Source organism: Vibrio sp. 1F279 (assembly GCF_041439815.1).
GTDB classification, from domain to species: Bacteria; Pseudomonadota; Gammaproteobacteria; order Enterobacterales; family Vibrionaceae; genus Vibrio; species Vibrio tasmaniensis_A.
In genome coordinates this window covers 46,997-70,916 of the sequence record NZ_JBGOOU010000011.1, presented here as the reverse complement: position 1 = coordinate 70,916, position 23,920 = coordinate 46,997, and the positions used below count along the sequence as shown (strand labels likewise).

Here is a 23,920-nt window from a genome sequence, read left to right as displayed (position 1 = left end):
TGAAAGGCTAGTCGCATGGATAACAGCTAGCCTTTAGAACGAAAGAAGACTCTACTCCTGCAGTGATTCAAATGTTCCTTTAAGGCTTGCTAATTCACTCATGAAATAAGCCCACTGCTTATTAGTGCTGCTTTCTACGATATCGACTAAAAAATTGGCTGATGTCTGCATGTTCTTGTTAAGCTCAGGCTCAAGTCCTTCAGGGTAATAAGCTTCATTGTTCAGAAGCAGGTTCATAATAATCGGCTGAGCTATATCTAAGTCGCTTTTCTTTTCTATCAGTGTCGATAAATCTTGGTAGGTATTATTTTGATATTGGCGCCAGTTATCGTTGGTATTTACCCATTCTTGAGACCAAGTTGAAATAATCTGCTTTTGCTCTTTCGATACCGATCCTAGCCATCGCTCTAACCGATCTTCAATTCGACTTCGATATCGCTCTCTCGAATCTTCATCATTCAATGATAATCTTTCTTCGTAATATTCTTGCTGCTTTTCCCTAAAGTTCTTTAAGAATTCCTTATCTTGTTTAGGGTTAAACTGCATGCTTAAAGCGTAAATATCGGGAGAGAACTTACTAACGATTGAGCGAATATGGTCTTTAATTTGGTCACTTTGTTCAGTGATAAAAGCAGAACTCATATCAGAACGATCTGTGTTTTGGATCACTTCTAATTGCGAAACATATAACGGCAGTTGAGTTTCTTTATGCCATTGCTGTAATAAATCGAGGCGCTCTTCGAGCTCTGATTCCTGACTATTGGAAAGAGTTACAAAGTCTTCAATATAGCTAACGACAAACCAGCTTATATTGTTATAGGCAAATTTAGTCCCGCAGCCAGAGAATAGAAAACAGCTTAATAAGACTAACCAACGACACTTTCTCATTACACCCTCTCACAACATTTTACTCAACAACGAACCTCAAGACGATCTTATAACATTAGCTACAAAATCGGGTTCTCGTAAAAACTTTCGGATAAATTGAGACTCAGACTTGCTAATCTAACTATTTCGGCAAATGATTAAACTAAAAATAATTAATGGCAGTGATGTAACTTGATTTTTATTGCTCATTTGACGCAATACGAACCCTATAAATGAGTTGGGTTGGCGTATTTCAAATGATTGATATTTGGGAGGGGAGCTATGGCCGCTATTCCTGATCATCCAAGCGATTTAGAATATGAGCTTTGTTATTTTGACGATGGTTCAATAACCACAATCACGATATTGGTTCACAATCGAAAGGAAGCGATGACTTGGTATCTTAGCGAGGGAAAACATATCAACGATCTTTATTCGATAAGACCCGATGAATAATGCTTTGGTATAGAGAACTAGGTCGATAAACCTAAGAGAGTAAACTTGAGTGGCATTTTGTGGAACACCCTTTACTGCAATGTCATTAAGTAGCAATCTCGTTAATTAGACATATCGCAGCAAAGGGATTCAATCTCGAATTATTTCAGAATTCGGGCGCGGAATTGACGACCCTTCATCTTACCTGATTCGATTTTGCCTAATGCTTTCTTAGCCATTGATCTTTCTACAGCAACGTAAGCGCGCATCGCGAACAAGTTGATCTTACCTACTGATTTACCATCAATACCGCCTTGGCCTGTCAACGCACCAAGGATATCACCTGCGCGAAGTTTCGCTTTCTTACCACCATCAATCTGGATAGTTACCATGTTTGAGTAGTACGGCTTAGCAATTGGTTTAGCTGGCAACTGAGACGGTTCGATTGGCATATCCATGTACTCATCAATTTGAGCAACACGGTGCATCTCTTTTTCACTAAAGAAGCTAATTGCAACACCTTTACTTCCTGCACGACCAGTACGACCGATGCGGTGTACGTGAACTTCAGGATCGCGAGACAACTCAAAGTTGAACACAGCATCTAGGTTATCAACATCAAGACCACGAGCAGCAACATCTGTTGCAACCAAGATAGAGATGGTTTTATTTGAGAACTGAACCAAAGCTTGGTCACGTTCACGCTGTTCCATGTCGCCATGAAGCTCAATAACACTGAAGCCACGGTGGCTTAGCTCGTCGTTTACGTTCTGTACTTCTTTCTTAGTATTACAGAACACAACCGCTGACTCTGGTTGATGATGAAGAAGCATTAGCTCTAGTGCGTCATCACGAGCTTCAGTACCTTCAACCTTATAAAAGTGTTGCTGGATGCTTGAGTGATCGTGTGTTGATTCAACCTTCACCATTTCAGGGTTATTCATGATGCGGTCTGCAACAGATTTAATCTGTTTAGGGAAAGTTGCACTGAACAATAACGTTTGACGATCTTTTGGTGCTGCTTCAATAACAGCATCTAGTGCATCTTGGAAACCCATTTCCAGCATGCGGTCGGCTTCATCTAACACAAGTGTGTTCAACTCAGACAGGTCAATACGGTCTCTCTCTAGGTGGTCCAGGATACGACCAGGAGTGCCCACAAGAATGTGTGCGCCATGCTCTAATGAACCAATTTGTGGGCCCATTGGCATACCGCCACATAGTGTCAGCACTTTAATATTGTGAATACCACGAGCAAGAGTACGGATCTCTTTTGCTACTTGGTCTGCTAGCTCACGAGTCGGACATAACACTAAAGACTGAACACGGAAACGCTTAACGCGTAGGTTTTGCAGCACGCCTAAACCAAAAGCAGCTGTTTTACCTGAACCCGTTTTACCCTGACCGATAACATCCTTGCCATCCAGAATAGTAGGAAGACTTAACGCTTGAATTGGCGTCATTTCAGTATAACCAAGAGAATCTAACGTATTTAGAAGCTCTGGTTTAAGGGCGATTGAAGAGAATTTTGAAGTGCTCAATGGAAATATCCAACTGGTGAAAAACAGAGTGCATTATGAGTGTTTTTGAAAATTATTCCACCTTAATCACAGTTTTGAAGAAATAGGTTAGGCGAATACAAAAAAGCCAGCTTTGTTGGCTGGCTTATCGTCATTTTCGAATTACTTCCTATGGCACACCGTGACCTTTAGAAGCAACCCATACGCGATACCATTGCTCGCGAGTCAGTTCGATTTTCAGCGCATCAACAGCCGTCTTCACGCGTTCAATCTTACCTGAACCAATAATAGTAATCGGTTTAGACGGTAATCGACGAACCCAAGCGTAAATTACTTGGTCAATACTATCTGCACCCACTTCTTGGCGAATGGCTTCTAGTTCATTACGAACACGAATCGCTTGTGCTGAATCGCCACTAAAGATGCTACCACCACCGAGACAAGACCACGCCATTGGACGAATACGGTTCATCTGCAGTTGATCCAGCGTGCCATCATGAGCCACTTCGAAGTTCAATGGGTTGATTTCAACTTGGTTCGTCACCAGTGGCTTACCTAGCCGTGATTGCAGTAAGTCGAACTGACGCGGTGAAAAGTTAGAGACACCGAAGTGCTTAACTTTGCCGACTTTATGAAGTTCAGCGAACGCTTCTGCCACTTCATCCGCGTCCATCAATACGTCAGGGCGATGAATCAGTAATACATCAAGTTCGGTTACACCCAAACGCTCTAGAGAGTTATTTACTGATTGGTAAATATGGTGCGCGCTGGTGTCATAGTGATTGATCTTGCGATCTGGAGTGTGGTCACCACACAAGTTGATGTCGCACTTGGTGACGATTTGAATATCATCTCGAAGGCTCGGCTCAAGCGCTAATGCTTCACCAAACAACTTTTCACATTGGTAGTTACCGTAAATGTCCGCGTGATCAACCGTTGTGATGCCAAGATCAATGTGCTGCTTTAGGAAAGTCAGACGTTGTTGCGGGGTCATACCCCACTCAGCTGTACGCCAGTATCCTTGCACCAGCTCAGAAAGTTCTGGGCCTTGTGGCGCTACCGTTACTTTTGCAACCATGGGTTGTCTCCTTTATCAATACTGAACGTATCCTAAGCTCGTTTTACCGAAGGCTCAACGTATAACAAATGGCAAAGGTAAACGCTTACTAAAAATGTGAGAGCCACAGAAAAACGAACACTTAAATGAATTATAACTTGCTGTCTGCCCGTGAGCCGTTCTCCTGAAAGGCTTGTTTACTCTGATGAATGACGAAACCATCTATAAATTTGAGCAATTAAAAGCGATTTAGTTCAACCGTTAAGTTGTCACCATCACTATGTAACTGAATCCAAGGGGCTGAAGAACTAGAAGAAGATGAGGAAGAGCTAGGCACATTCCATACACTCATTTGCTCAGAGGAATGATGTGGTGAGTTGATGAATTCTACGAGTTGTTTATCTACCTTGTCGTAACCAACTCCCTCACGTTTCGCTTGTTCGAGTTGAGCGACGACATCAAAATCATCCTCTCCAATGCGAATTGAACTGAGAGCAAAGCCATCTTGACGAAGATATGCCTGAAGCTTTGTGTAACTTAGGTTCGAATATGGCAGATTAAGGCGAACCACTTCGACGCTTGAGTCACCCAACTCCAGTTCAACATAAACATCCAAATCGTAATATTGGGTTAAGTCACTGCACAACAGAGTGCCTTCAACTTCGCCACAATCCATAAGATCGATATCGTTAATATAGTTTTGAGAACTCGGTTGAGTTGGGTTGCTATTGAATACCGTCCGTAACCACCAGCTTTCACTCGCCTGCGCAGAAAATGAAAGGGTATTCAGAGTCAATAACAAAGGTAGGATTAAGCTAGGAAGAGTTCTCATTATTTGTGCTTATTTCACGCGGTATGGAGCGTGCATTATACGTGACCAATCAACAAACAACTGCTCGATTTACATCTATAAAACTAAAAATATTGCTCAAAGATAAGATTAACAAACTTGATACTAAGAAGAGTTGCACTCTGTTATATCTGTCGTCACACAATACACCCCATGAATGTGTCATAATGTTGAAATTAATGAATAATTTACAAGGAACGTCCATGACTGCAACGAACTATCTCAACCAATTGAACCAAAAGTATCTTGCGACTCATAAAGCGAAAGAAGACTTCTTTTGGGATACTTATATGGGGATCAGTGACGACCATGATGGCTCGACACTCGCGCAGACCCAGTGGACTGAATTTCTTAGCTCTGCCGAGCAAATTGCTGCTATCGAAACGCAACTAGCTACTATCGAAGAAATTCAAGACCCTCAAGAAAAAGAGAGCACGCTAACGGGCTTGAATGGTTGGTTAGCGACCTTTAGATCTCACGCTATTGAGTCTGAGCAGTCACAGAAGCTTAAAGCCGAACTCATAAATTTTGAGGCTGAACTGTTTGAGAAAAAACAGAATCATGTAATGACTTACGTGAATGAAGCGGGCGAACACACAGAAGGGTCATTACCGGTTCTAGGTTCAACAATAAGAACCAATAGTAATGAAAAAGTTAGGCTTTCAGCTCACCAAACACTATTAGGTTTAGAGCAGTGGCTGCTGGCTAACGGCTTCATAGAACTGATCAAAAAACGTAACCAATTTGCTCAATCACTGGGGTTTAAAACCTTCTTTGATTATTCCGTCGTTAAAACCGAGCAGATGACAACTGAGCAACTGTTTACAATTCTGGATGACTTTGAAGTTCGCACGCGAGATAACCATCAACAAAGCCTAGAGAGCTTAACTCAGAAAAAAGGTCAGAGTGCTCTAGAAGCCCATAATTTCACCTACTCTTTTGCTGGTGACGTTATGAATGATCTCGACCCTTATGTACCCTTTTCAAAATCACTGAGACGCTGGGTTGAGTCTTTTGGTCGTCTTAATATCGAATACTCACAAGCAACATTGAAATTAGATTTACTTGATCGTAAAGGAAAGTATCCAAACGGTTTCTGTCATGGGCCAATACCTTCTTTCTACGATCAAGACAAATGGGTATCGGCTCAAGTTAACTTCACGAGCAACGCCAAGCCCGACCAAATCGGCAGCGGCTATGATGGTATCAACACACTATTTCACGAGGGCGGCCACGCTGCGCATTTCGCTAATGTTAAAATGAACGCGCCTTGTTTCTCTCAAGAATTTGCACCAACATCGATGGCTTATGCCGAAACTCAATCCATGTTCTGTGACAGCTTATTGAATGACGCCGATTGGCTAAAACAATATGCCCTGAATGCAGAAGGCCAAGCAGTACCAGACGAACTCATCAAAGCCATCATCGATAATAAACAACCGTTCAGAGCTTACCAAGAACGCAGTATTCTTGTCGTTCCATACTTCGAACGAGCCCTGTACGAGTTGGCAGATGAAGACCTCACTCCTGAAAAAATCACTGATCTTGCTCGTAGCAGTGAGAAATCGATTCTGGGATTGGCTTGTAGCCCTCGCCCATTAATGGCGATCCCTCATCTATTGTCGGATGAAGCCTCTTGCGCATATCAGGGTTACTTATTAGCTCATATGGCCGTGTATCAAACTCGTGCATATTTCACCGATAAGTTTGGTTACTTAACGGATAACCCGGAGATCGGCCCTTTGTTAGCTAAGCACTATTGGCACCAAGGAAATAGCGTGAATCATAATGGGACAATCGAAAGCCTGACTGGGGAAGGTTTTAATGCCAAGTACCTCGCTGACGAGTGCAACTTATCGCCAGAAGAAGCTTGGGCTATTGAAGGTCAAAAAATCAAACAGCTGTCGACAAGAGAGCGAGCACCAGTCGCTGATTTGAATGCGAAGATATCGATCGTCGATGGAGCAACTGAATTAGCGAATAACGACAAATCAAATTCTCAAATGTGTGATGAGTTTGAACACTTTATCGTTGGGCAATACGGCCGATAGCGGGTGCTGAGCATCTGTAAGCAAGGTTGAACCAAAAAACTCAAACGAAAAAAAGGACGATATTTAATCGTCCTTTTTATTTACAGCATCGACCCTACACAGTGACACAATTTAAACGAGATTGAACATCAAAAATAATGTCGACAGAATCAAGGCTTCTTAGTGATTTCCTATGAATACCACATATCTGCCCTGTCAAAACAATATAAAACTTTTCTGTTTTGAGTAAATTCCAAGCTTCATCAAGAGATTCAGCATAAACCTTGTTCTTGAGATCTTGCGGGCGAGTACCTGCAACTCTTCCATGTTTACGCGCCAATTCAAATAATCCATTTCGATTCGGTTTACATGTAAACAGAGTGTCATTTCCGTAAATAACACCCTTGGCAGTAATGCTCTTAACCATTACATTCTCCAGATTATCATTCCACTCATAACACTGAGTGCCAAACCACATATCGGTTGGATACTTAAACGGCAAAACGAAGAGAACATGGTGTAACGACCGGGCATGCGACACACCATAGCAATCAGATTTAAAGTTCTTAAGCTCTCAAAGCTATTAAGCTATTAAGCTATTAAGAGCTTAGAAGTAGTAGTAAGCTGCTGCGAATACGTGTGTTTCTTCGTCGTACTGTGCGCTAGTTGAACCCATGCGTGCACCATCAATATCTTGTTTGATATCAATACCCATGTCAGCGTTGTCTGCAATACGGTACATTGCCGCGATGTTGATGTAAGAAGCATCTACGTCCGCTTGGCCATCAAGTTCATTGCTGTTAGAGGCGTAACCAGCTGCAATTGTTAGGTCTTCAGAAACCGCGTAACCACCTGAAACGTAGTAACCCGTGTCTTTCTCAGAATCTGCGTCATCAATCCAAGAGTTCATACCTAGTGTTAGGTCACCAATTTTTACGTTACCAGTTACCGTGTAAACTTCGTAATTAGCTTCGTAATCACGGTTTTCGTAACCTGCGTATAGGTTGAATACTTCTTGCTCTAGACCGATGTAGCCGTTCACACCTTTGTCGAACTTATCATTGTTACGAGAATCTTTCGTTTCGAAGTAAGAGATACCGTAAGCGATACCGCTTGTTGCACCCTGGAACTTAACAACATTGAAGCCGTCAGAAGCATCACCAGCAGAAGCGCCAAACTCGTAAGTGTTATCACCAGCACCGTCAACTTTATCTAGTGCTGTATCATTTTCCCAACCGAATGAAGCGATACCGAAACCAGTGTCAAAACCAAGCCAAGCTTTGTCTACATCAGCAGCAGGGCCAGTATCGATGCCATTTGTCCACTTGTAGTTAACTGAATCATTCGCTGAAACGTTATTGTCTGTTGTGTAGTTCACCATCAAGTCTGTTTCGAAGTAACCAACAATACGGTTGTTACGGTAGTTTACTGCAAGTGTTAGGCCTGTAGCCCAGTCATCGTAGAATGCTTTAGAACCAGTGTCGTAGTAACCGCCAACACCCATAGCACCAGATACTGAGAATTGATCTTTATGCATTGAATCAAATGCGAACATGTCTTCATTTTGGCTGTTTTGGCTGCTTGTATTTACCGCGAAAGCTGAACTTGAAATGCTTGCAATCGCAAGTGCTACTAATGTCTTTTTCATAATAACCACTACCTATATATTGATTCGGCCTTGTTAGTCCGGCCTTTTGGAGTAGCGCTATTGTTCAAAAATTTGTGTTGTGGATATACCGTAAAACTACTGGAATTTTATCGTTGCGATGAATTTAATTACATAATGATATGTTGATATTACTTTTATATTGAGAAGCGCAACCCAATCGTAAACCCAATATCAGTGCTGTTATCCATATTGCGAATATTCTCTGTCATCAAGGCTTCTAAACTAAACCTATTGAATCGGTACCTATAACCGAGCACCACTTCATTAGACGGCTCTGAGAAATCTGGTTCATCCGTTGCCCACCCTTGATAATTTAAAGACTCAACTAACAAACTGTGCCGAGCATTAAACATATACTCATACCCTAATGCCCAACTTGCACTGAACCCCTCTAAACTAACTAAGTAGTCATCACCGTTACGGTGAACCAAACCTACCGTTGAAAAAAAGTTATGCCTTAAGGTGATAAAGCTGTAGTTAAGTTGGACGCCTTGTTCGAAGCTAGTTCTGGCAAACCGGCCACTTTTTACGTTGTTGTAAAATAAAGAGCCACCAGCAGAGAGCGACATCGGCCCTCTAGAATGCAACAGAAGCTCATTGTAAAAAGTCAGCGCATTGGTTAAATCATCCCCCTCAAAATCAGACACATGAACCCCTGCATGATTAAAATCCATGGTGAACTGATCTTCAGCCACTTCATCACGGCCATTTTGTCCAATACCAAACAGATCGTGAAAACCCATCACAAAACTGTCTAAACCATTATCTTTTGCAGTCACAACTCGATAATCCAGCTCGGTTTTCCAAATTGGAGATGCTTGCCACTCAATCGCAATATTTGACTGGTTTTGATAATAGTCGAGCGAATACGCACTCGTGTGTGCCCATATACTGGCTTGGGTATAAGAGGACTTGAACTCAATAGTCCCCACCCTTTTGGGCTGAGCAGAACGAAGTTGTGTTGAAAGCACATTTGAATGAATAGGTGACTGCGCATAGACAAACATTGGGGATGCGTTCGCGCTTGCAATAGGATGAAAAAAAGTCAGTATCGAGACTGAAATACTCAGTAACGCCCTTAAACTTATCACAGTGTTTACTCGGTTGTATAAATGCCCGATTTTATTAAAAAACACCGTTCAATTAATGCAGTAGATCTACCGCTTATCATCCTAACATTTAGATTAAAGAGTTATAAAAAAACGAAAATTAGAACCTCTCGAAAATGTAAACATCTTATCTTGCACTGTGCTTTACGAACGCATAGTCTTCGGGATATTAACCTGATGAATATATTGATAGAGGAAAGGTATGTCGGCTACTAACCTAAATTTTGAACAATTGTTGATGAAGCAATCAACGACTCTCATCAATAGCGATCCTAAGTGTTTTCAAGCTACTTGGTCAGAAGCGAGCTTTGACGTACTCGATTGGTTTGGGATGGATCGTTTAACACTCTACCCTAACTCAATGGTCTTACTGGAAGACGGAAAGACTTGTTCAGTATCGAAAGCGAACATACCTCCGGTTAATAAACAGAGTCTCATTGGTGGTAACTATCTTGATTATCTAAAGCTGCTAAAGACCAAAAAAACTTATCTCGCGTTTTCGAAAGACGACCTCGAGAACACTCAGAATTACGTATTAAAGCAGTTATACAAAGAAGGGGGGCGATGGCACTGCATCATTCCTTTGCAACTCTTTAACCAACGCTGGGGAGCACTGTCTTTTACTAACTTTCACGACAACGATACCACTTTCGATCTCGAAGACATCCAGCGCTTAAAATTAGTCTGTGAGCTTTGGCTCTGTTATTGGCAGCACTCAACACTAGCCAGAACATTAAAGCAAAATGAGAATCGGCTAGAAGATGACAGTGACAAATTACTCTTACTCACCAAGAAGCAGACCAAAGTGTTGGCACTTATTGCTCAAGGCCTAAGTGCAAAAGAGTGTGCGGAACAGCTCCATCTAAGCTCTCGAACTATAGAATCGCATAAGTACAGAATGCTTGGGTTGCTCGATTTGAACAACCACAATGACCTCCTTCAGTTCGCGTTGCGTAATGGGTTAGGTATTACAGAAAACCTGCACACAACGCGTTAAAACAATCTATTAACCCTGTAAATCATTCTGTGTTCGATGACCTTCAGCTATTTATATCTGAAGGGTCTGTATTTATGAAAGCTCTATATTTCTTGGTTTAAGGACACTGGCTACTCGTTACCTTCACTCAGAGCAAATTTAATTTCATCCGACGAAAAGCCTTTTCGACTTAGCATAGCGTAAGCTTTTGAGCGCTCTTTGTGATCGTTGAGGTCATAAGATTTCTTTTGTAGTTGTTCTAAACACGAAGAGTAAAAATCCAGTTGCTCTTCGTTAATTAACCGATCGACCAATTGTGGCAATTCGCTCGTGTCTATTTGTCGCTGTCTAAGCTCTTGCTGAATAGCAGTCAAGCCTTTGCCTTTACGAGCATACTTAAGCACTTCTTTTTCCAAATCGGCTTTCTCTGCCTTAATTTGAATATTACTCTTCAGTTCATGCGCTTGTGGGTGCTGGTCAATCGCTACCTTAACTTGTTGATAGCTAAAACCACGCTTTTGCAGCGTCGCAACCAGCTTTTCACGACTCATGGTAAAGCTTGTGTAGTAATGGTTGATTCGGTCTATCAAGATAGTTTGTTCATCAATAGACTTTTCGAAAGACACCTTATGGATAGCATCAGAAATCACTGAGTCCGTCAGGCCCTTCTTTTTCAGCTTTTCGACAATATATCGAGAACCAAATTCACCCGAGAATGCTTGTTCCACAAATTGTTCAGCAAACACTTGGTCAGACTTGAGATACCCAAAGCCTTTCAGGGTACCCAAAGTTTCATCGATCCATTCTTGATTGTCGGTTTTCACTTTCAGCTTTGCAATCAGCTCACTTTCCGTCATATCTCGCTGAGTTAAATGCCACATCGCAGAGTTCATAACACTTTCAATTCGCGTCGCTTTTCTTACCGTTGTATTTCTACCATTCGTTTTTTTCTGTGAATCATCCATTCGCTTTCAACTGTCCAAACTAAGCCTACCCCATCATAACGTAATTCTAAGGTGGTTGAATTACCTAAAAGAGTGAAGCTCAATATAATAATAACTGTTCACCCTAGCTGGTTAAAACGCTCGATAACGGCGTTAGAACTTTTGATTGTAGAATAACTACTTATCAAAAATTTCTGCCTTGTTCTCAAGCCTTTTTCCTGCGCTATTTCTGATCACTTACTTACTGTGATTGGTATAAACTGGCAGCCAATAAAAATGGACGCTTATTCAGCGTCCATTTGATATCACATTAAGAAGAGATCGACCTTAAGCCGTACTTAGTTCTCTCCGTATTAGCTATTCTCGTACTAGCCTTTTTCCGGATTAGTTCTCTTCGTAATTGTAAACATGTACATCTCGTTGAGGGAATGGAATCGTGATGCCTTCTTCATCGAAGCGTTTCTTCACGGTTTCCGTCACATCCCAATACACTTCCCAGTAGTCATCTGTCTTAACCCAAGGTCTTACAACAAAATCAACTGAAGACGTATTCAAGGTGTGAAGCTTGATCATATGCTCTGGTTTTTTCAACACTAGAGGGTGAGCAAGAATGATGTCGTTCAATACCGATTTTGCTTTATCGATATCATCTGAGTAACCGATACCAAAAACCATATCAACACGTCTCACACGCTCTGCTGTGATGTTGTTGATCACGTCACCCCAGATCTTGTTGTTTGGGATCACCAAGCGTTGGTTATCGATGGTTTGAACGGTTGTCGATACTAAGCTCATGTCTTTTACAGTGCCTTGAACACCAGCGACTTTGACCATGTCGCCAACATCGTACGGACGGTAGATCAAGATCATCAAGCCCGATGCAAAGTTAGACAGCGTATCTTGCAATGCAAAACCAATGATGACACCCGCAACACCGAAACCCGTTAATAGTGGTGCTAGCTCAATCCCTATTTGAGACAGGGCGATCAGCAAACCAACAAACACGACCGCTTTAGATGCAATTGATACAAAGAAGTCCTGCATCAATACACTGAAGTCCATTTTAGAGTGCGAAACACTCTTACGAACGGTTTTACGAGCCACATTAGCAATAAGGCGAGTTACATACAAAATACCGAGGAAAAGCGCGAGTTTAACGATAAATGAAGGGGTATTTTCAAAAGCCCATGAACTGAATGAACGAAGCCAACCATCCAACAACTCCAGTGCAACATCAACATCCAATACATCAGCGTTAATGTCGCCGGTGGTCGCTAATAGAATACGCTTGTACGAGGTGACATCCACACCAAATGGCACCATCATGGAGATACTTTTCTCTAAGCTGGCAACCATAACGCTGGTTCGTTCTCTGAAACGTATTAATTCAGTTTTTATCGTCGCCTTTTCTTCTTCACTCACAAAAGACAAACGGCGCTCTAAATCTTGACGCTGCGTGTCTGTGTAGAGAATCGCATTTGTCAGATATTGCGAACGAGAAACTAGTGCGGTTTTTAACTGACTTTCCGCAGCCGATACATCAACGCCTCGATCTTTTGACCAACTTAAGGTCTTAGAAAGTTGCTGATAGTAGTCATCCATCATTCCGATACGTTTTTGAATCAACAATTCAAGACGCTTTTTTGCATCCCCTTCAGCCGAACGGTTGTCTTTGCTCATAGAGACAATTTTAACTTCGTTCAATGACAGTAAATGCTGTAAAAGCTCTACTTGCTGGGCAAGAACAGCGTCTAAGCCTTGCTTCTTATCAGATGATAATTGGGAGGATATCTCTTTGCGTAGTGCTTGGTTCTTTCTTCGCAATATGTCTTCTAGAAACGGCTTTTCAGCATCGTGCGCTGTTTCTAATGTAGTGAGGTCCAGCATTAGCTGGTCTTGTACTTCTGCTATTTTATCGACGCTTTGCGCAAAACTTCCAAATGCGACAAACGCCAACATTAACAATAGACAACGCCAAACCTTCATCATACTAATTCCTATTATTGTCTAAATTGACCCTATAAATAGTAGTAAAAAGAAGATGGATAACAAGCATTTAAACGTATGTTGTGTTAAAACTTTGCAAATTATCAGCCTGTATCTAATATTTGAGAGTTCCAATCCCCTCTTATGACCTGTAGAGTACGCAACCAACAAAGAACAACAGCCAATATCGTCATTTAGGTGCATGTACTAAATCGCCTTAAATCCTATGTTGGCTCACAGCAAAAGAGCATAAAAATGAACAACGAACTTGATGTTATTGAGTCTCTAGAAGAGCTAGAGCAATTCCTAATTTCAGTAGAAGCAGGGGGCTTAGGTCTTGAAGACGTTGAAGGCGTAGGTATGGCCACCAATAATTCTGATGGTCGTCATTTCGTTGCAGTATTCAACAGCAGTCACAAGGTTTTACTCGCTCGCTGGATCACTAAAGAAATCTTTGAAAATGGTAAAGACCTTGTGCGCAACGGTCCTCGCCGTTCTCACTAAATCTTTCCAATAGCACCAATGGTTAAAGCCCAATATGTCCATCTGCGATCTGTTGGGCTTTTTTGTATCTCCTCATGATGAATAGAGCATTCTATACAGGATAAATTAGCGATAACTTCCAGTTGTTGTGAACTTTATCTAGAACTCAATGTCGTATTCGCGTGAGTTGTTGTTTATGCATCGTGTATCTACGGTATATCGCGTTTATGCATCGTTTCACTTTAACAATTTCATGACTTGTGACTCGAAGAGAACTTATTTAAGCTAGCCACAATTCAACAAGCTCGCTTGAGCGACTAACGACTAACTGATTCGACTACTGACTGATTTGCTGAATACACCATTACTTTTCTTATCTCAACAGAACCGCCGACAAAAGCATTCGCTTTGGGCGCTGTTCCTTACCGGACTGGTTATCGTAATCTGTCTGGCGAGTGCGCTTTCTACAAACAAAGTAACCACTTCAGCTTCCCTAATTGGACAATCAATACTTGTCGGCGCAGAAACTAGCCATCCACAAGCAATCGGCGCATCTTTCGATAAAATGTCTGAGCTCTATGCCAGCGTTTTTGGTTCAGAAGCTTCTAAAACTCTGTCAGCGCCAAACTCTAGCGCGTGCAGCCTAAGCTCCAAAATGCTCACCTTCGCGACACCTAAAACAGGTTGGCTGATTCCTTTTATCCTGTTTATTGCTGTTGCGTACAGCCTATCACCGCACATATCGAGATTGTCTAGAGATAACCATCGCTCTTCTCGACCTACAAAACACCGCTTACATCTAAAGCACTGTATATTTAGAGAGTAAATAACCGGGCTACTACACCCTTTTATTTATTTTTTGGAGATACATTTGTGTACAACACACTACTAACTAAGTTTGTCGATTCGTTGGCATTCTGCATGCGTACATGCGCGAAAACGCTAGTCACTGCCCTTTTGGTTATGACGTCATTTACTGCTTTGGCACAGACGACGGGCTGGCTCAGCGTGCCTGAACATCCACCAGTCAAGATGCGAATGATGTCGACGGGTGAACAATCGGACGACGGTTCTAAGATTCAAACCGTACTGGCTGTCGTTCTCGACGGCGATTGGAAAACCTATTGGCGTAGCCCCGGCGAAGGTGGTATCCCGCCAAGTTGGGACTGGTCTGGTTCAACAAACATAGAGTCGGTAGAGTGGCATTGGCCGATCCCTAAGTACTACGAACAACTCGACGTGATGACGTTAGGCTACAAAAAACACGTCAGCTTTCCCGTTACGTTGACACTGAAAGACAACACGAAGCCAGCACTGTTCAAGGCGTCGTTCACCTTTCCGTCGTGCACCAATATCTGTGTGTTAACCGATTACGACATCGAATTGCCGATTGATCCGCAAACATTAGAGCTCGATGAAGAAGCGATGTTCTTGTTCAATCAAGGCATGAGCCAATCTCCACGAGAAGCTAACCGCACTTCAGTGAACGGCCTGTTCTGGGATAAAAGTAAACAACAACTGGTGACTCAGCTAACAAGTAAGGAAGGCTGGGATAAACCGATGGTATTGATTGATGGGCAAGAAGTGCTTGATGACTTCTTCTCTCCACCAACCGTCCACATCACAGACAATACAATGACCGCAGTATTCGATGTGAGTAACTGGATCGGCGAGGTCGACTTAACGGATCGCACAGTGAGTATTACCGTTTCAGATACTAACTTTGCAGAAGAGATGACCGCGCAAGTTGGGTCAGACCCGATAGCTTACCAAACAAGCAACAACAGCTTTCTAGTCATGCTTGGTTTTGCGTTAGTGGGCGGTTTAATCCTCAACATCATGCCGTGTGTTCTACCCGTATTAGGAATGAAACTAAACAGCATCATTCAGAACCAAGGTGCTTCAAATCGCCACATCCGACTCTCATTCCTAGCGTCTGCTGCGGGGGTTATCACTTCGTTTTCGCTACTAGCTCTAGGCATGACCGTTCTGAAAATGGGTGGCAATGCGATTGGTTGGGGAATCCAGTTCCAAAATGTTTGGTTCATCGGGTTCATGCTGATCATTACCCTACTGTTCTCAGTTAACCTGCTCGGTCTATTCGAATTCAGGCTTCCATCAGGCTTGAACACTTGGATGGCAACCAAAGGCGACGACTCACATTCAGGTCACTTCATCCAAGGCATGTTTGCGACACTATTGGCAACGCCTTGCAGTGCTCCATTCCTAGGAACTGCAGTGGCTTATGCTCTGGGCGCAAGTTACCAAGAGTTGTGGGCTATCTTTATCGCACTCGGCATTGGTATGAGCGCACCTTGGTTGATCTTCGCGTTATTCCCAAGCCTAACTAAATTGCTACCAAAACCGGGCGCGTGGATGTTCAAAGTTAAGTTGGTATTCGGCTTAATGATGTTCATCACCAGTCTGTGGTTAACAAGCCTGCTGAGCCCATTCGTTGGCAAGTTCCCAACCATCTTGTTGTCACTGTTTATCGTCGTTTCAGTGTTAATTTGGATTGGCATGAAATTAGGACGCAAGGTACTGATTCCTATCATGGCAACCACAACCTTGGTATTTGGTGCTGCATTGATCGTCGGTAGTGTTACTGCTGATAACTGGGCAACGCCAATTGTCGATAACCTTGATTGGCAGAAACTGGATGCGAAACAAATCCCTCAGTTGGTCGAGCAAGGAAAAACAGTCTTTGTCGACGTGACTGCTGAATGGTGTATCACCTGTAAAGCCAACAAAATTGGCGTCATTCTTCAAGACCCTGTCTACAGCCACTTGCAACAAGAAGACATTGTTTTGATGAAAGGCGATTGGACAACACCAAGTGAAAGTGTCACTCAATACTTACAAAGTAATGGGCGATTTGGTGTGCCATTTAATATCGTTTATGGCCCGAGCTACAAAAATGGTATTCCATTGCCCGTGATTCTAGACAGTGACACTGTTATTCAAGCCATCGACGCTGCGAGATAATTGATGAAGACGCCCAACAATGAACAAAAGCCTAGCTCTGCTGAAGATAACGCTATAAAGGCTGAAACCAAAAAGCCAAGCCGTCTTAAGAAGTGGGGAAAGGAACTCGTTTCAATGATACTGATCGTAGGCGTGGTTTCGTTTGCGATGGATTTTTACCACAGCAGAAGCATGCCTCAAGGAGACGCGATTCCAATCGTGGGTCAGTCGATCCAAGGTGAGGATATTGATGTTATCGAGCTAAGCAAAAGCGGTAAGCCCGTTATTGTCTATTTTTGGGCGACTTGGTGTAGCGCGTGCAAATTGGTGAGCCCGACGGTTAATAGCTTCAGCGACTCCCATCAAGTAGTTTCTGTCGCACTTTCATCTGGCCCAGACGAACGTGTTCAGCGCTTCTTAGACGCCAAAGAGTATGACTTCCCTGTTATCAATGATCTCTCTGGATCGATCAGCAGAAGTTGGGGAGTCAATGTCACGCCAAGTATTGTCATCATCAAAGATGGAAAGATTAGCAGTATCGCAACCGGCGTTACTTCCCCTATCGGCCTGTGGTTAAGAACCTACTTTGCATAACTCGCTCACTAAGAAAAACAGAGCAGAGCAAATGAACCGATTAAAGCCAATTTAACAAACAATAATACCGTGAGCGCGACCCAAAACGCGCTCACGATTATCAAGAATTAGAGAATAAACAACATGAAAAAACATCTGATTAGCACACTGATTTTAGGCTCACTAATGAGTACAAGTGCCTTCGCTGAGTTAAGCACAGAACAAACCCAGCAACTCGAAGAAATTAACCAGTTCCTGAAGGAAAACCCTTCTACGATTTCAGGGCTGCATACCAGTTTAGAGCAGTATGTAGCAGGCCAAGCGCAAGCAAAGAAAGCTCAAGCGAAGAGTCACGATTGGTTGTATAACAATGACACTCACCCAATCACGGGCAACCCTGACGGAAAATCAGTCATCGTTAACTTCACTGACTACAACTGCCCTTTCTGTAAACGCTTAGAGAAAGGCTTAGTGAAATTAGCTTCTGAAAATAGTGATATCAAAATCATCAATGTGTACTTGTCATTTAAGCAGCAACAAGTAGATGGCCTTGATACCAATGCAGCTCTATACGCGATGAAAGTATGGAAAGATAATCCAGAAGCATTCCCTGAAGTTGATAGATTGCTAATGGCGAAAAGCGGTATTCACTCGAAAAGCTCACTAGAAGCCGTTGCCAAGAAGACGGGAACAGAGGCGGAACTAAAAACAACTCAAGAACAAAACCAGGTTCTAACCACTAACCACCAAACCTTCAGTGCACTCGGCTTAACGGGCACTCCAACCATGATGATGAACGGAGATGTTTTACCAGGATATGTGCCTTACGACCGACTTAAAGATATCGTGGATGACGCTTTTTAATCGTGCGTAGATAGAGATAAAGACTCGAAAGAGAAGTGAATAAAAGCCGACTCGCGCAACCCACAGTCGGCTTTTTCATTGTTTGAATAAAGTAGATATTTCATTTACCTTAAATCTAGATTTAAAGGTGAGTTGAATCCTAAAAACGACCAAAGTTAAAACGCGTACATTCTTTTGTCCGTCGATAGTTCAAAACAGTACTCTGCGTGCTTTCTAAGGCATTCAAACACTTCTCGATCCAACTTATAACTATCAACTTGGTCCGTTAATATCGCTAGAGTTTCTTCCAGTGTCATACCTTTACGATAAGGGCGAGACTGGGTTAATGCTTGAAATACATCGACTACAGCAACAATTCTACTAGGTTGATCTAAATCTTCAGCCGTTTTACCCATCGGATAGCCTGAACCATCTAACCTTTCATGGTGGTCGGAAGCCCACTGACACACCTGAGGCGAACTAAACAGCTCCTGCAGCGCGAATCGAGTATCTGTCGCATGGCGTTTAATACAACAGTATTCTTCGTCAGTGAGCAAATCTGGCTTATGAAGAATGTCACCAGGGGTTTGCAGTTTGCCAATATCGTGAACTAAACCAGCTAAATAGAGCTTTCTCTGCGTTGTGTGTGAATAACCAAGTTGTTTAGCTAGATATTCAGAAAGTTGCCCTACCTTCAACGAGTGCCTGAAAGTGAACGAGCTTTTCGTATCAACGACATTAGCAATAAACTCGGCAAAGGCGACTGTCTCATCCAGCGACATTTGCTGAGAGAAAAAGGGCACAGGTTCAAAGTTATCTCTCATATTCTCGATGTAAGGGGTCTCCATCGAGAACCAAAAATCATCCAGATCAACCAACTCACACATGTGCTGTACAAGATTGGTTTCGAACATCTCATCCGCTTGCTCAGTCAAACGTCCAATAATGCTCGCTTTACCGTCTGGGGTTAGGTTCCCATAACGATCAGAAGCTGTTATGCCATATAGATAGTCAACTCTGTCAGCAAGCATCACAACTGCAGCCAGTTCCTTTTCTAATTCACTGATATTCATAGTCTTTAGATCTAACCAAGGGGTATGATGATAAAGAACTGGCTTAGCGAATATAGAAAGAACAGGGCACTCCTTTAAAATTTGGTAGCCCTTTTGACAATGGTAATAAGTCGAGTCGGGAACAAACCCCGAATTCAGTCGACGTTGCTCGTCTATTTGCGACACTCCGCAGTCGTGAATTAGCCCTAACGAAAATGCGAGCTGTGCCTGCTCCTCTTCCCACCCCACGCTCAGAGCACATCGATACGCGATGTAACCCACCCTCTGTCCATGGTTTTTGCTTTCAAAACCGACGTTATCAAGCGCCTTAGCAATACCAAATAGAGCCTTTCTTAGGTCTACGGTTACCTCTTGGCAATGTTGATTCATTACTTAAGCCTAGTATTTTTATATATTTTATATAGTTAGACTGCTAATACTAATGCAGGACTAACGATCATACCCGCAATTATTATAAGGTTTAATGTGTTTCGTGATAGATTTAACGTATCACGAAAAATTCGTGCCACAAATGGTTGCATATTGAAAATTGTGCGACATTATAACCTGCCGACCAAAAGACACTTAAATCATCAGCCAAAAGAAAAGGGAAAACATGTTTAAAACAGTTATCGATGAAGAGTTATCCATCGCTCTGGTTGAAGAGAACTTCGCTTCTCATTACGCGGAAATTTCACAAAGCCAAAATGAGTATCTTAGCCAGTGGTTAGCATGGCCACCGCACTGTAAAACAGAGCAGGACTTTAGGATCTTCATCCAGCGCTCGCTACATGATTACGCGGAAGGCAAAAGCATGACATGTGCGATTGTGTACAAAGACAATATCGTCGGTAACTGTAGCTTTAACACCATTGACCACAGCAAACAGAAAGTCACGATAGGCTATTGGTTGTCTGAGACTTACCAAGGTAACGGGATCGTTACACGCGTAGTTGAGAAGCTCATTGATATTGCTTTCAATGAGTTAGATATGGAAAAGGTGGAGATATCAGCTGCAACTGGCAACCAGAGTAGTCGCAAGGTTTGTGAGCGCTTACATTTCACATTAGAAGGTATCATAACTCGTAACGAGAACTTAAATGGCCGTATCATAGATCATGCTATTTATGGCCTTCACCGTTTAAGCGCCAACAACATCGAAGCTTGATTTTCTACTTGGTAAATTTTGCCAATTAATAGTGAATGACAATTGGTAATTGGTAATTGGTAAGTTAATTAAAATAGTAAGCCACGATATTAAACCGTGGCTTTCATTTTTAAGAGCCTAATTGGTCTCTTACTAAAATCATTTACGCAATCTTTGGAATTAAGATACAGAACTTAGCACCACCGCGATTGCTATCGCAGATCCTAATATCCCAAGAAAGCTTCTTAGCCGCTGAAATCGCTATCGCTAGGCCTAACCCTAACCCACCAGTTGCCGATGCTCTGCTAGCATCTAGGCGAGAAAACGGAAGGAATACTTCGTCACGCTTATGCTCTGGTATTCCGGGACCATTGTCTTCGATGAGAACAAGCCAATTTTCTGAGTTCTCATCCAGAGTTACCCAGACTTTGTCTAGTGTGTAATTCCCAGCGTTCTTAATCACGTTATCAAAAACCAAACGCGCCATCGAGCAATCACACTTAATCTTGCACTCTAGCTTTACTTGGGACTCAAAAATAACATTGTCTAACTCCGAGTAACGGATTCTATCTAAACAATACTCGCGAAGGTCTGCTTTTACTTTAACAAGCTCGAAAAAAGAGTTATCCATGACATTCAATTTCGACAGCATGATAATTTCTGACGTGAGGTCGTTGATATCCCCGATGTAGGTATCGATATCATCGAAAAAAACCTGATGATGCTCTGGTGCTTCCCGCCTTAAGAGATCCGTCGCCAATTGAATACGGCTTAGCGGTGTGCGGACTTCATGTGGAATTGCTTGAGCAAATATATGACTTTGTTTTACTTTGCTCTCAATCTCCTCAGCCATGATGTTAAAACTATTAGCTAACTCAGACACTGGATGTATCTCATCTAACTCCGAACGAGTACTCAGCTTCCCCTTACCAAACTGCTTCTGTTTCTCAACAAGTAACTCTATTCTTTCTTGAAAACGCCTCACAGGTAAGTAAACACTTGCACCGATAGCGAAGATAACGGCCAACAAAAGCCCTATAAAAAAGTTTCTTTCTGAATCTTCATACCATTCAATCTCAGGTGAGAAGAAATCACCTACCTCACTGAACACAAAGCTAAACTTAGAATTTGGTAGCTGAAATACTGCCGAATAGAGATTATTTTCACTTAGGTATATCGGTACACCATTTAAGATGGTAAATAACTCGCATCGTTGGCACGGAGCCTCTCCCGACCAATTCTCCAACAAGTGTAAATTAAAGATGTAAAATTGTTGGTAGCCTGTTCTGTCGAGTTCTTTATATAGCGAATTTTCTCGGTTGTGTTGACGAACATACTGCTCAGAAAAGTAGATGCCATCATTTAGGAACATTTCGATCTCGGTTCGTCGCATGTGTCCTTCACCAAGGTTCCAAAACAAAAATATCGTTGCCGACATCCCAATCACGATCCCAAGGTACAAACGAGTAAACATAGAAACAGAGCGAAGTTTCACCGCAATAGACTTATACAACCAGCATATACCCCTTGTTACGAACCGTACGGATCAACTGCTTATCTTTTGCATGCATACGCAGCTTCCGGCGCAACCCTGAAACACGCATATCAATAGAGCGGTCGTTAAAGGCATAATCAATACCTCTAAATAACTGGCAACATTGATCTCGAGTAACGACCTGACAAATGTTATTAACAAGAAGATTTAGAATTTCAAACTCGGCAGAGGTGAGCTTTAGATTCTGTCCATACAGAGTGGCACTTTGAGCTGTACTGTTGATCACAATTTCACCTGGGGTTTCAGCGGTCGTGTCAGGCTCAGCAACAGGGGCTGCACGACGCAATAGTGCTTCAATCCGCGCCAATAAAGCATGACCACGAATAGGCTTTGCGACGTAATCATCCGCGCCAAACTTAAATAAACTAACCTCGCTCATTTCATCGGCAGAGGCCGGCAAAACTAAGATCAATCCATTGTAGAATTCGCGAGCCTGTCGACAAATCTGTGCACCACTCAACCCAGGAAGCATCAAGTCCAACAGAACGAGATCGGGTTCAATACTGCGGATCGCTTCAATTGCCAAATCCCCCTCATGGACAACGCTAACATTGTAGCCTTCAGCTTCGAGGTAAAGCGTAGTTAAACGCGCTATCGCCTGGTCATCTTCGACAATCAGCACTTTGGTTTTCGACATTTCTATCACCAGCATTTATTAAAAGCGAGGGCAGTATATATACTGTTCATATATCATCAATATTGTTATTAAAGTCACCAATTTACCGTACGAAAAACATATTAATCGCTTCTGTACATACACGTTTACAAACCATCGTTCAGCAACAAAAACGCTCACTTATTGATTAATTTTCAGTCAAAATCGGAAAAACTTAGACTCTTAAGCGCTTACGTTTGCTTACCTTCTTACGTGCACTTACATTAAAAGAATTTACAAAACTCATTCAAATCAACTTACCACACATTAATAACACAACAGTTAGTAACACTGCAAATGAACAAATTGATAGGCTTTATAACTATCAAGATCATTTTGCAACCCAAAGAAAACGATTACATAACCCACCAGCTAGTATTTCCAACCTTCAAGCATATGCCCACCTCTATAAAATAGAGTGTTCTTCAAGTAACATTTATTCGGCTAATCATTCACTCCAATAATAAACAACCGTGACTTACTGATTAAACAAAAGTCACTTTGTCACAAGGCCACTTAAAGATGAATAAATCGCTTTTAATGTTACTGACCATGACCGCTTTGTTGGCAACACGAGTCACCGCTGCCCCGAATAAACATGAGGTGATGAATCAAATCAAAGCGCAAGTAAGCTCTTGGATAGATATTCAAGTCACACCACAAAATAGTATTATCCAAAAGATGGTCTTCAACTGTAATTTCTATCTAACAACCCCAAGCATTAAGTCTCCAGATGGCAACGAAAGCAGCTCTGGTTCATATCGCTTTTATTCACATAATGGGGTAGTCGGCGCGATGACTGAACCTTTCACTACTCAACCCCTTCCAGAATTAATAATGTGCCTGAAAAAAGACTTCATCGTCACTAACCAAGAGCAAGCTCAATTATTATTTGAAGCCATTGAAACGGTATACACAAATCATTCAATGTTCGACGATCGCTTCCCGAAAGAAATCGTCAAGACATCAATAGGTTGGAACTTCATCAACGGGGAAATTTTTGGGGACAATAAAGGCTATGCGATTGAAAGCACCCCGGAAGGAAAAGTAACCAAAATTATCCGTTCACTGAATCTTTAAACGCTATTTTTGTCGCTAATTTATCTTTAGTGCCTGATTTTTCTTTAACACATAGCTTCTTCATGGCTGTTAAAGATCAGAGTTCAATTTGATAGACGCACTGCCAAAGCACGACATCTGTCTGC

22 protein-coding genes are annotated in these 23,920 nt (G+C 42.2%); 10 read left to right on the top strand and 12 right to left on the bottom strand.

Annotated features, from left to right (window positions below):
• Nucleotides 1-51: 51 nt before the first annotated feature.
• Nucleotides 52-888 carry a DUF6279 family lipoprotein gene (locus ACED60_RS10510; RefSeq protein ID WP_371727470.1) on the bottom strand — a complete coding sequence of 279 codons (837 nt, stop codon included), beginning with the start codon at nt 886-888 and terminating at the stop codon, nt 52-54.
• A gap of 261 nt (nt 889-1,149) precedes the next feature.
• Between ACED60_RS10510 and ACED60_RS10505 the strand changes: the two genes are divergently transcribed.
• Nucleotides 1,150-1,323: a hypothetical protein gene (locus ACED60_RS10505; RefSeq protein ID WP_009844771.1), complete on the top strand. Its 174-nt coding sequence runs from the start codon at nt 1,150-1,152 to the stop codon at nt 1,321-1,323.
• Nucleotides 1,324-1,463: 140 nt separating this feature from the next.
• Here the strand turns inward: ACED60_RS10505 and dbpA are convergent, their stop codons facing one another.
• From dbpA to ACED60_RS10490, 3 genes are all read right to left on the bottom strand, one after another.
• Nucleotides 1,464-2,843, bottom strand: coding sequence for an ATP-dependent RNA helicase DbpA (gene dbpA / locus ACED60_RS10500; RefSeq protein ID WP_009844770.1), 1,380 nt, complete (start codon nt 2,841-2,843; stop codon nt 1,464-1,466).
• 148 nt (nt 2,844-2,991) lie between these two features.
• Entirely contained in the window at nt 2,992-3,900 is a 909-nt protein-coding gene (locus tag ACED60_RS10495) for an aldo/keto reductase family oxidoreductase (protein ID WP_371727469.1), read from the bottom strand.
• Between the two features lie 217 nt (nt 3,901-4,117).
• On the bottom strand, nt 4,118-4,711 hold the full coding sequence (locus tag ACED60_RS10490) for a hypothetical protein (protein WP_009844768.1): 594 nt from the start codon (nt 4,709-4,711) through the stop codon (nt 4,118-4,120).
• Nucleotides 4,712-4,932: 221 nt separating this feature from the next.
• On the opposite strand from ACED60_RS10490, the gene ACED60_RS10485 reads away from it, so the two are divergent.
• Entirely contained in the window at nt 4,933-6,780 is a 1,848-nt protein-coding gene (locus ACED60_RS10485; protein WP_371727468.1) for a M3 family metallopeptidase, read from the top strand.
• 94 nt (nt 6,781-6,874) lie between these two features.
• Here the strand turns inward: ACED60_RS10485 and ACED60_RS10480 are convergent, their stop codons facing one another.
• The 3 genes from ACED60_RS10480 to ACED60_RS10470 form a co-directional block, all read right to left on the bottom strand.
• Nucleotides 6,875-7,186: a hypothetical protein gene (locus tag ACED60_RS10480; RefSeq protein ID WP_029222827.1), complete on the bottom strand. Its 312-nt coding sequence runs from the start codon at nt 7,184-7,186 to the stop codon at nt 6,875-6,877.
• 180 nt (nt 7,187-7,366) lie between these two features.
• Nucleotides 7,367-8,407 (bottom strand): hypothetical protein, encoded by a 1,041-nt coding sequence (locus tag ACED60_RS10475; protein WP_009844765.1) that lies wholly within the window; start codon nt 8,405-8,407, stop codon nt 7,367-7,369.
• 155 nt (nt 8,408-8,562) lie between these two features.
• On the bottom strand, nt 8,563-9,435 hold the full coding sequence (locus tag ACED60_RS10470) for a DUF3187 family protein (protein ID WP_371703128.1): 873 nt from the start codon (nt 9,433-9,435) through the stop codon (nt 8,563-8,565).
• 304 nt (nt 9,436-9,739) lie between these two features.
• Here ACED60_RS10470 and ACED60_RS10465 point away from each other — a divergent pair, with 304 nt between their 5' ends.
• A complete protein-coding gene (locus tag ACED60_RS10465) occupies nt 9,740-10,534 on the top strand; it encodes a response regulator transcription factor (protein ID WP_371727467.1) in 795 nt (264 codons plus the stop codon).
• A 110-nt stretch (nt 10,535-10,644) separates the two neighbouring features.
• Here the strand turns inward: ACED60_RS10465 and ACED60_RS10460 are convergent, their stop codons facing one another.
• Both ACED60_RS10460 and ACED60_RS10455 read right to left on the bottom strand, forming a co-directional pair.
• Nucleotides 10,645-11,478, bottom strand: a complete 834-nt coding sequence (locus tag ACED60_RS10460) for a RecX family transcriptional regulator (protein WP_371727466.1) — start codon at nt 11,476-11,478, stop codon at nt 10,645-10,647.
• 363 nt (nt 11,479-11,841) lie between these two features.
• Nucleotides 11,842-13,446 (bottom strand): mechanosensitive ion channel family protein, encoded by a 1,605-nt coding sequence (locus ACED60_RS10455; protein WP_371727465.1) that lies wholly within the window; start codon nt 13,444-13,446, stop codon nt 11,842-11,844.
• Between the two features lie 252 nt (nt 13,447-13,698).
• On the opposite strand from ACED60_RS10455, the gene ACED60_RS10450 reads away from it, so the two are divergent.
• From ACED60_RS10450 to ACED60_RS10430, 5 genes are all read left to right on the top strand, one after another.
• Nucleotides 13,699-13,947 (top strand): hypothetical protein, encoded by a 249-nt coding sequence (locus ACED60_RS10450; protein ID WP_009844760.1) that lies wholly within the window; start codon nt 13,699-13,701, stop codon nt 13,945-13,947.
• A 328-nt stretch (nt 13,948-14,275) separates the two neighbouring features.
• Nucleotides 14,276-14,752: a hypothetical protein gene (locus ACED60_RS10445; protein ID WP_371727464.1), complete on the top strand. Its 477-nt coding sequence runs from the start codon at nt 14,276-14,278 to the stop codon at nt 14,750-14,752.
• A 95-nt stretch (nt 14,753-14,847) separates the two neighbouring features.
• On the top strand, nt 14,848-16,911 hold the full coding sequence (locus ACED60_RS10440) for a protein-disulfide reductase DsbD family protein (protein WP_371727510.1): 2,064 nt from the start codon (nt 14,848-14,850) through the stop codon (nt 16,909-16,911).
• Between the two features lie 3 nt (nt 16,912-16,914).
• Entirely contained in the window at nt 16,915-17,484 is a 570-nt protein-coding gene (locus ACED60_RS10435) for a protein disulfide oxidoreductase (RefSeq protein WP_017096655.1), read from the top strand.
• A gap of 123 nt (nt 17,485-17,607) precedes the next feature.
• A complete protein-coding gene (locus tag ACED60_RS10430) occupies nt 17,608-18,327 on the top strand; it encodes a DsbA family protein (protein WP_371727463.1) in 720 nt (239 codons plus the stop codon).
• 155 nt (nt 18,328-18,482) lie between these two features.
• On the opposite strand, the gene ACED60_RS10425 is transcribed toward ACED60_RS10430, so the two are convergent.
• A complete protein-coding gene (locus ACED60_RS10425; RefSeq protein WP_371727462.1) occupies nt 18,483-19,748 on the bottom strand; it encodes an HD-GYP domain-containing protein in 1,266 nt (421 codons plus the stop codon).
• Between the two features lie 226 nt (nt 19,749-19,974).
• On the opposite strand from ACED60_RS10425, the gene ACED60_RS10420 reads away from it, so the two are divergent.
• On the top strand, nt 19,975-20,526 hold the full coding sequence (locus ACED60_RS10420) for a GNAT family N-acetyltransferase (protein ID WP_009844754.1): 552 nt from the start codon (nt 19,975-19,977) through the stop codon (nt 20,524-20,526).
• A gap of 142 nt (nt 20,527-20,668) precedes the next feature.
• On the opposite strand, the gene ACED60_RS10415 is transcribed toward ACED60_RS10420, so the two are convergent.
• Nucleotides 20,669-22,018: a sensor histidine kinase gene (locus tag ACED60_RS10415; RefSeq protein ID WP_371727460.1), complete on the bottom strand. Its 1,350-nt coding sequence runs from the start codon at nt 22,016-22,018 to the stop codon at nt 20,669-20,671.
• A complete protein-coding gene (locus ACED60_RS10410; protein WP_371727459.1) occupies nt 22,011-22,697 on the bottom strand; it encodes a response regulator transcription factor in 687 nt (228 codons plus the stop codon). Before ACED60_RS10410 ends, ACED60_RS10415 begins: the two co-directional genes overlap by 8 nt.
• 540 nt (nt 22,698-23,237) lie before the next feature.
• Here ACED60_RS10410 and ACED60_RS10405 point away from each other — a divergent pair.
• Nucleotides 23,238-23,795 (top strand): hypothetical protein, encoded by a 558-nt coding sequence (locus ACED60_RS10405; protein WP_371727458.1) that lies wholly within the window; start codon nt 23,238-23,240, stop codon nt 23,793-23,795.
• Nucleotides 23,796-23,920 lie beyond the last annotated feature (125 nt).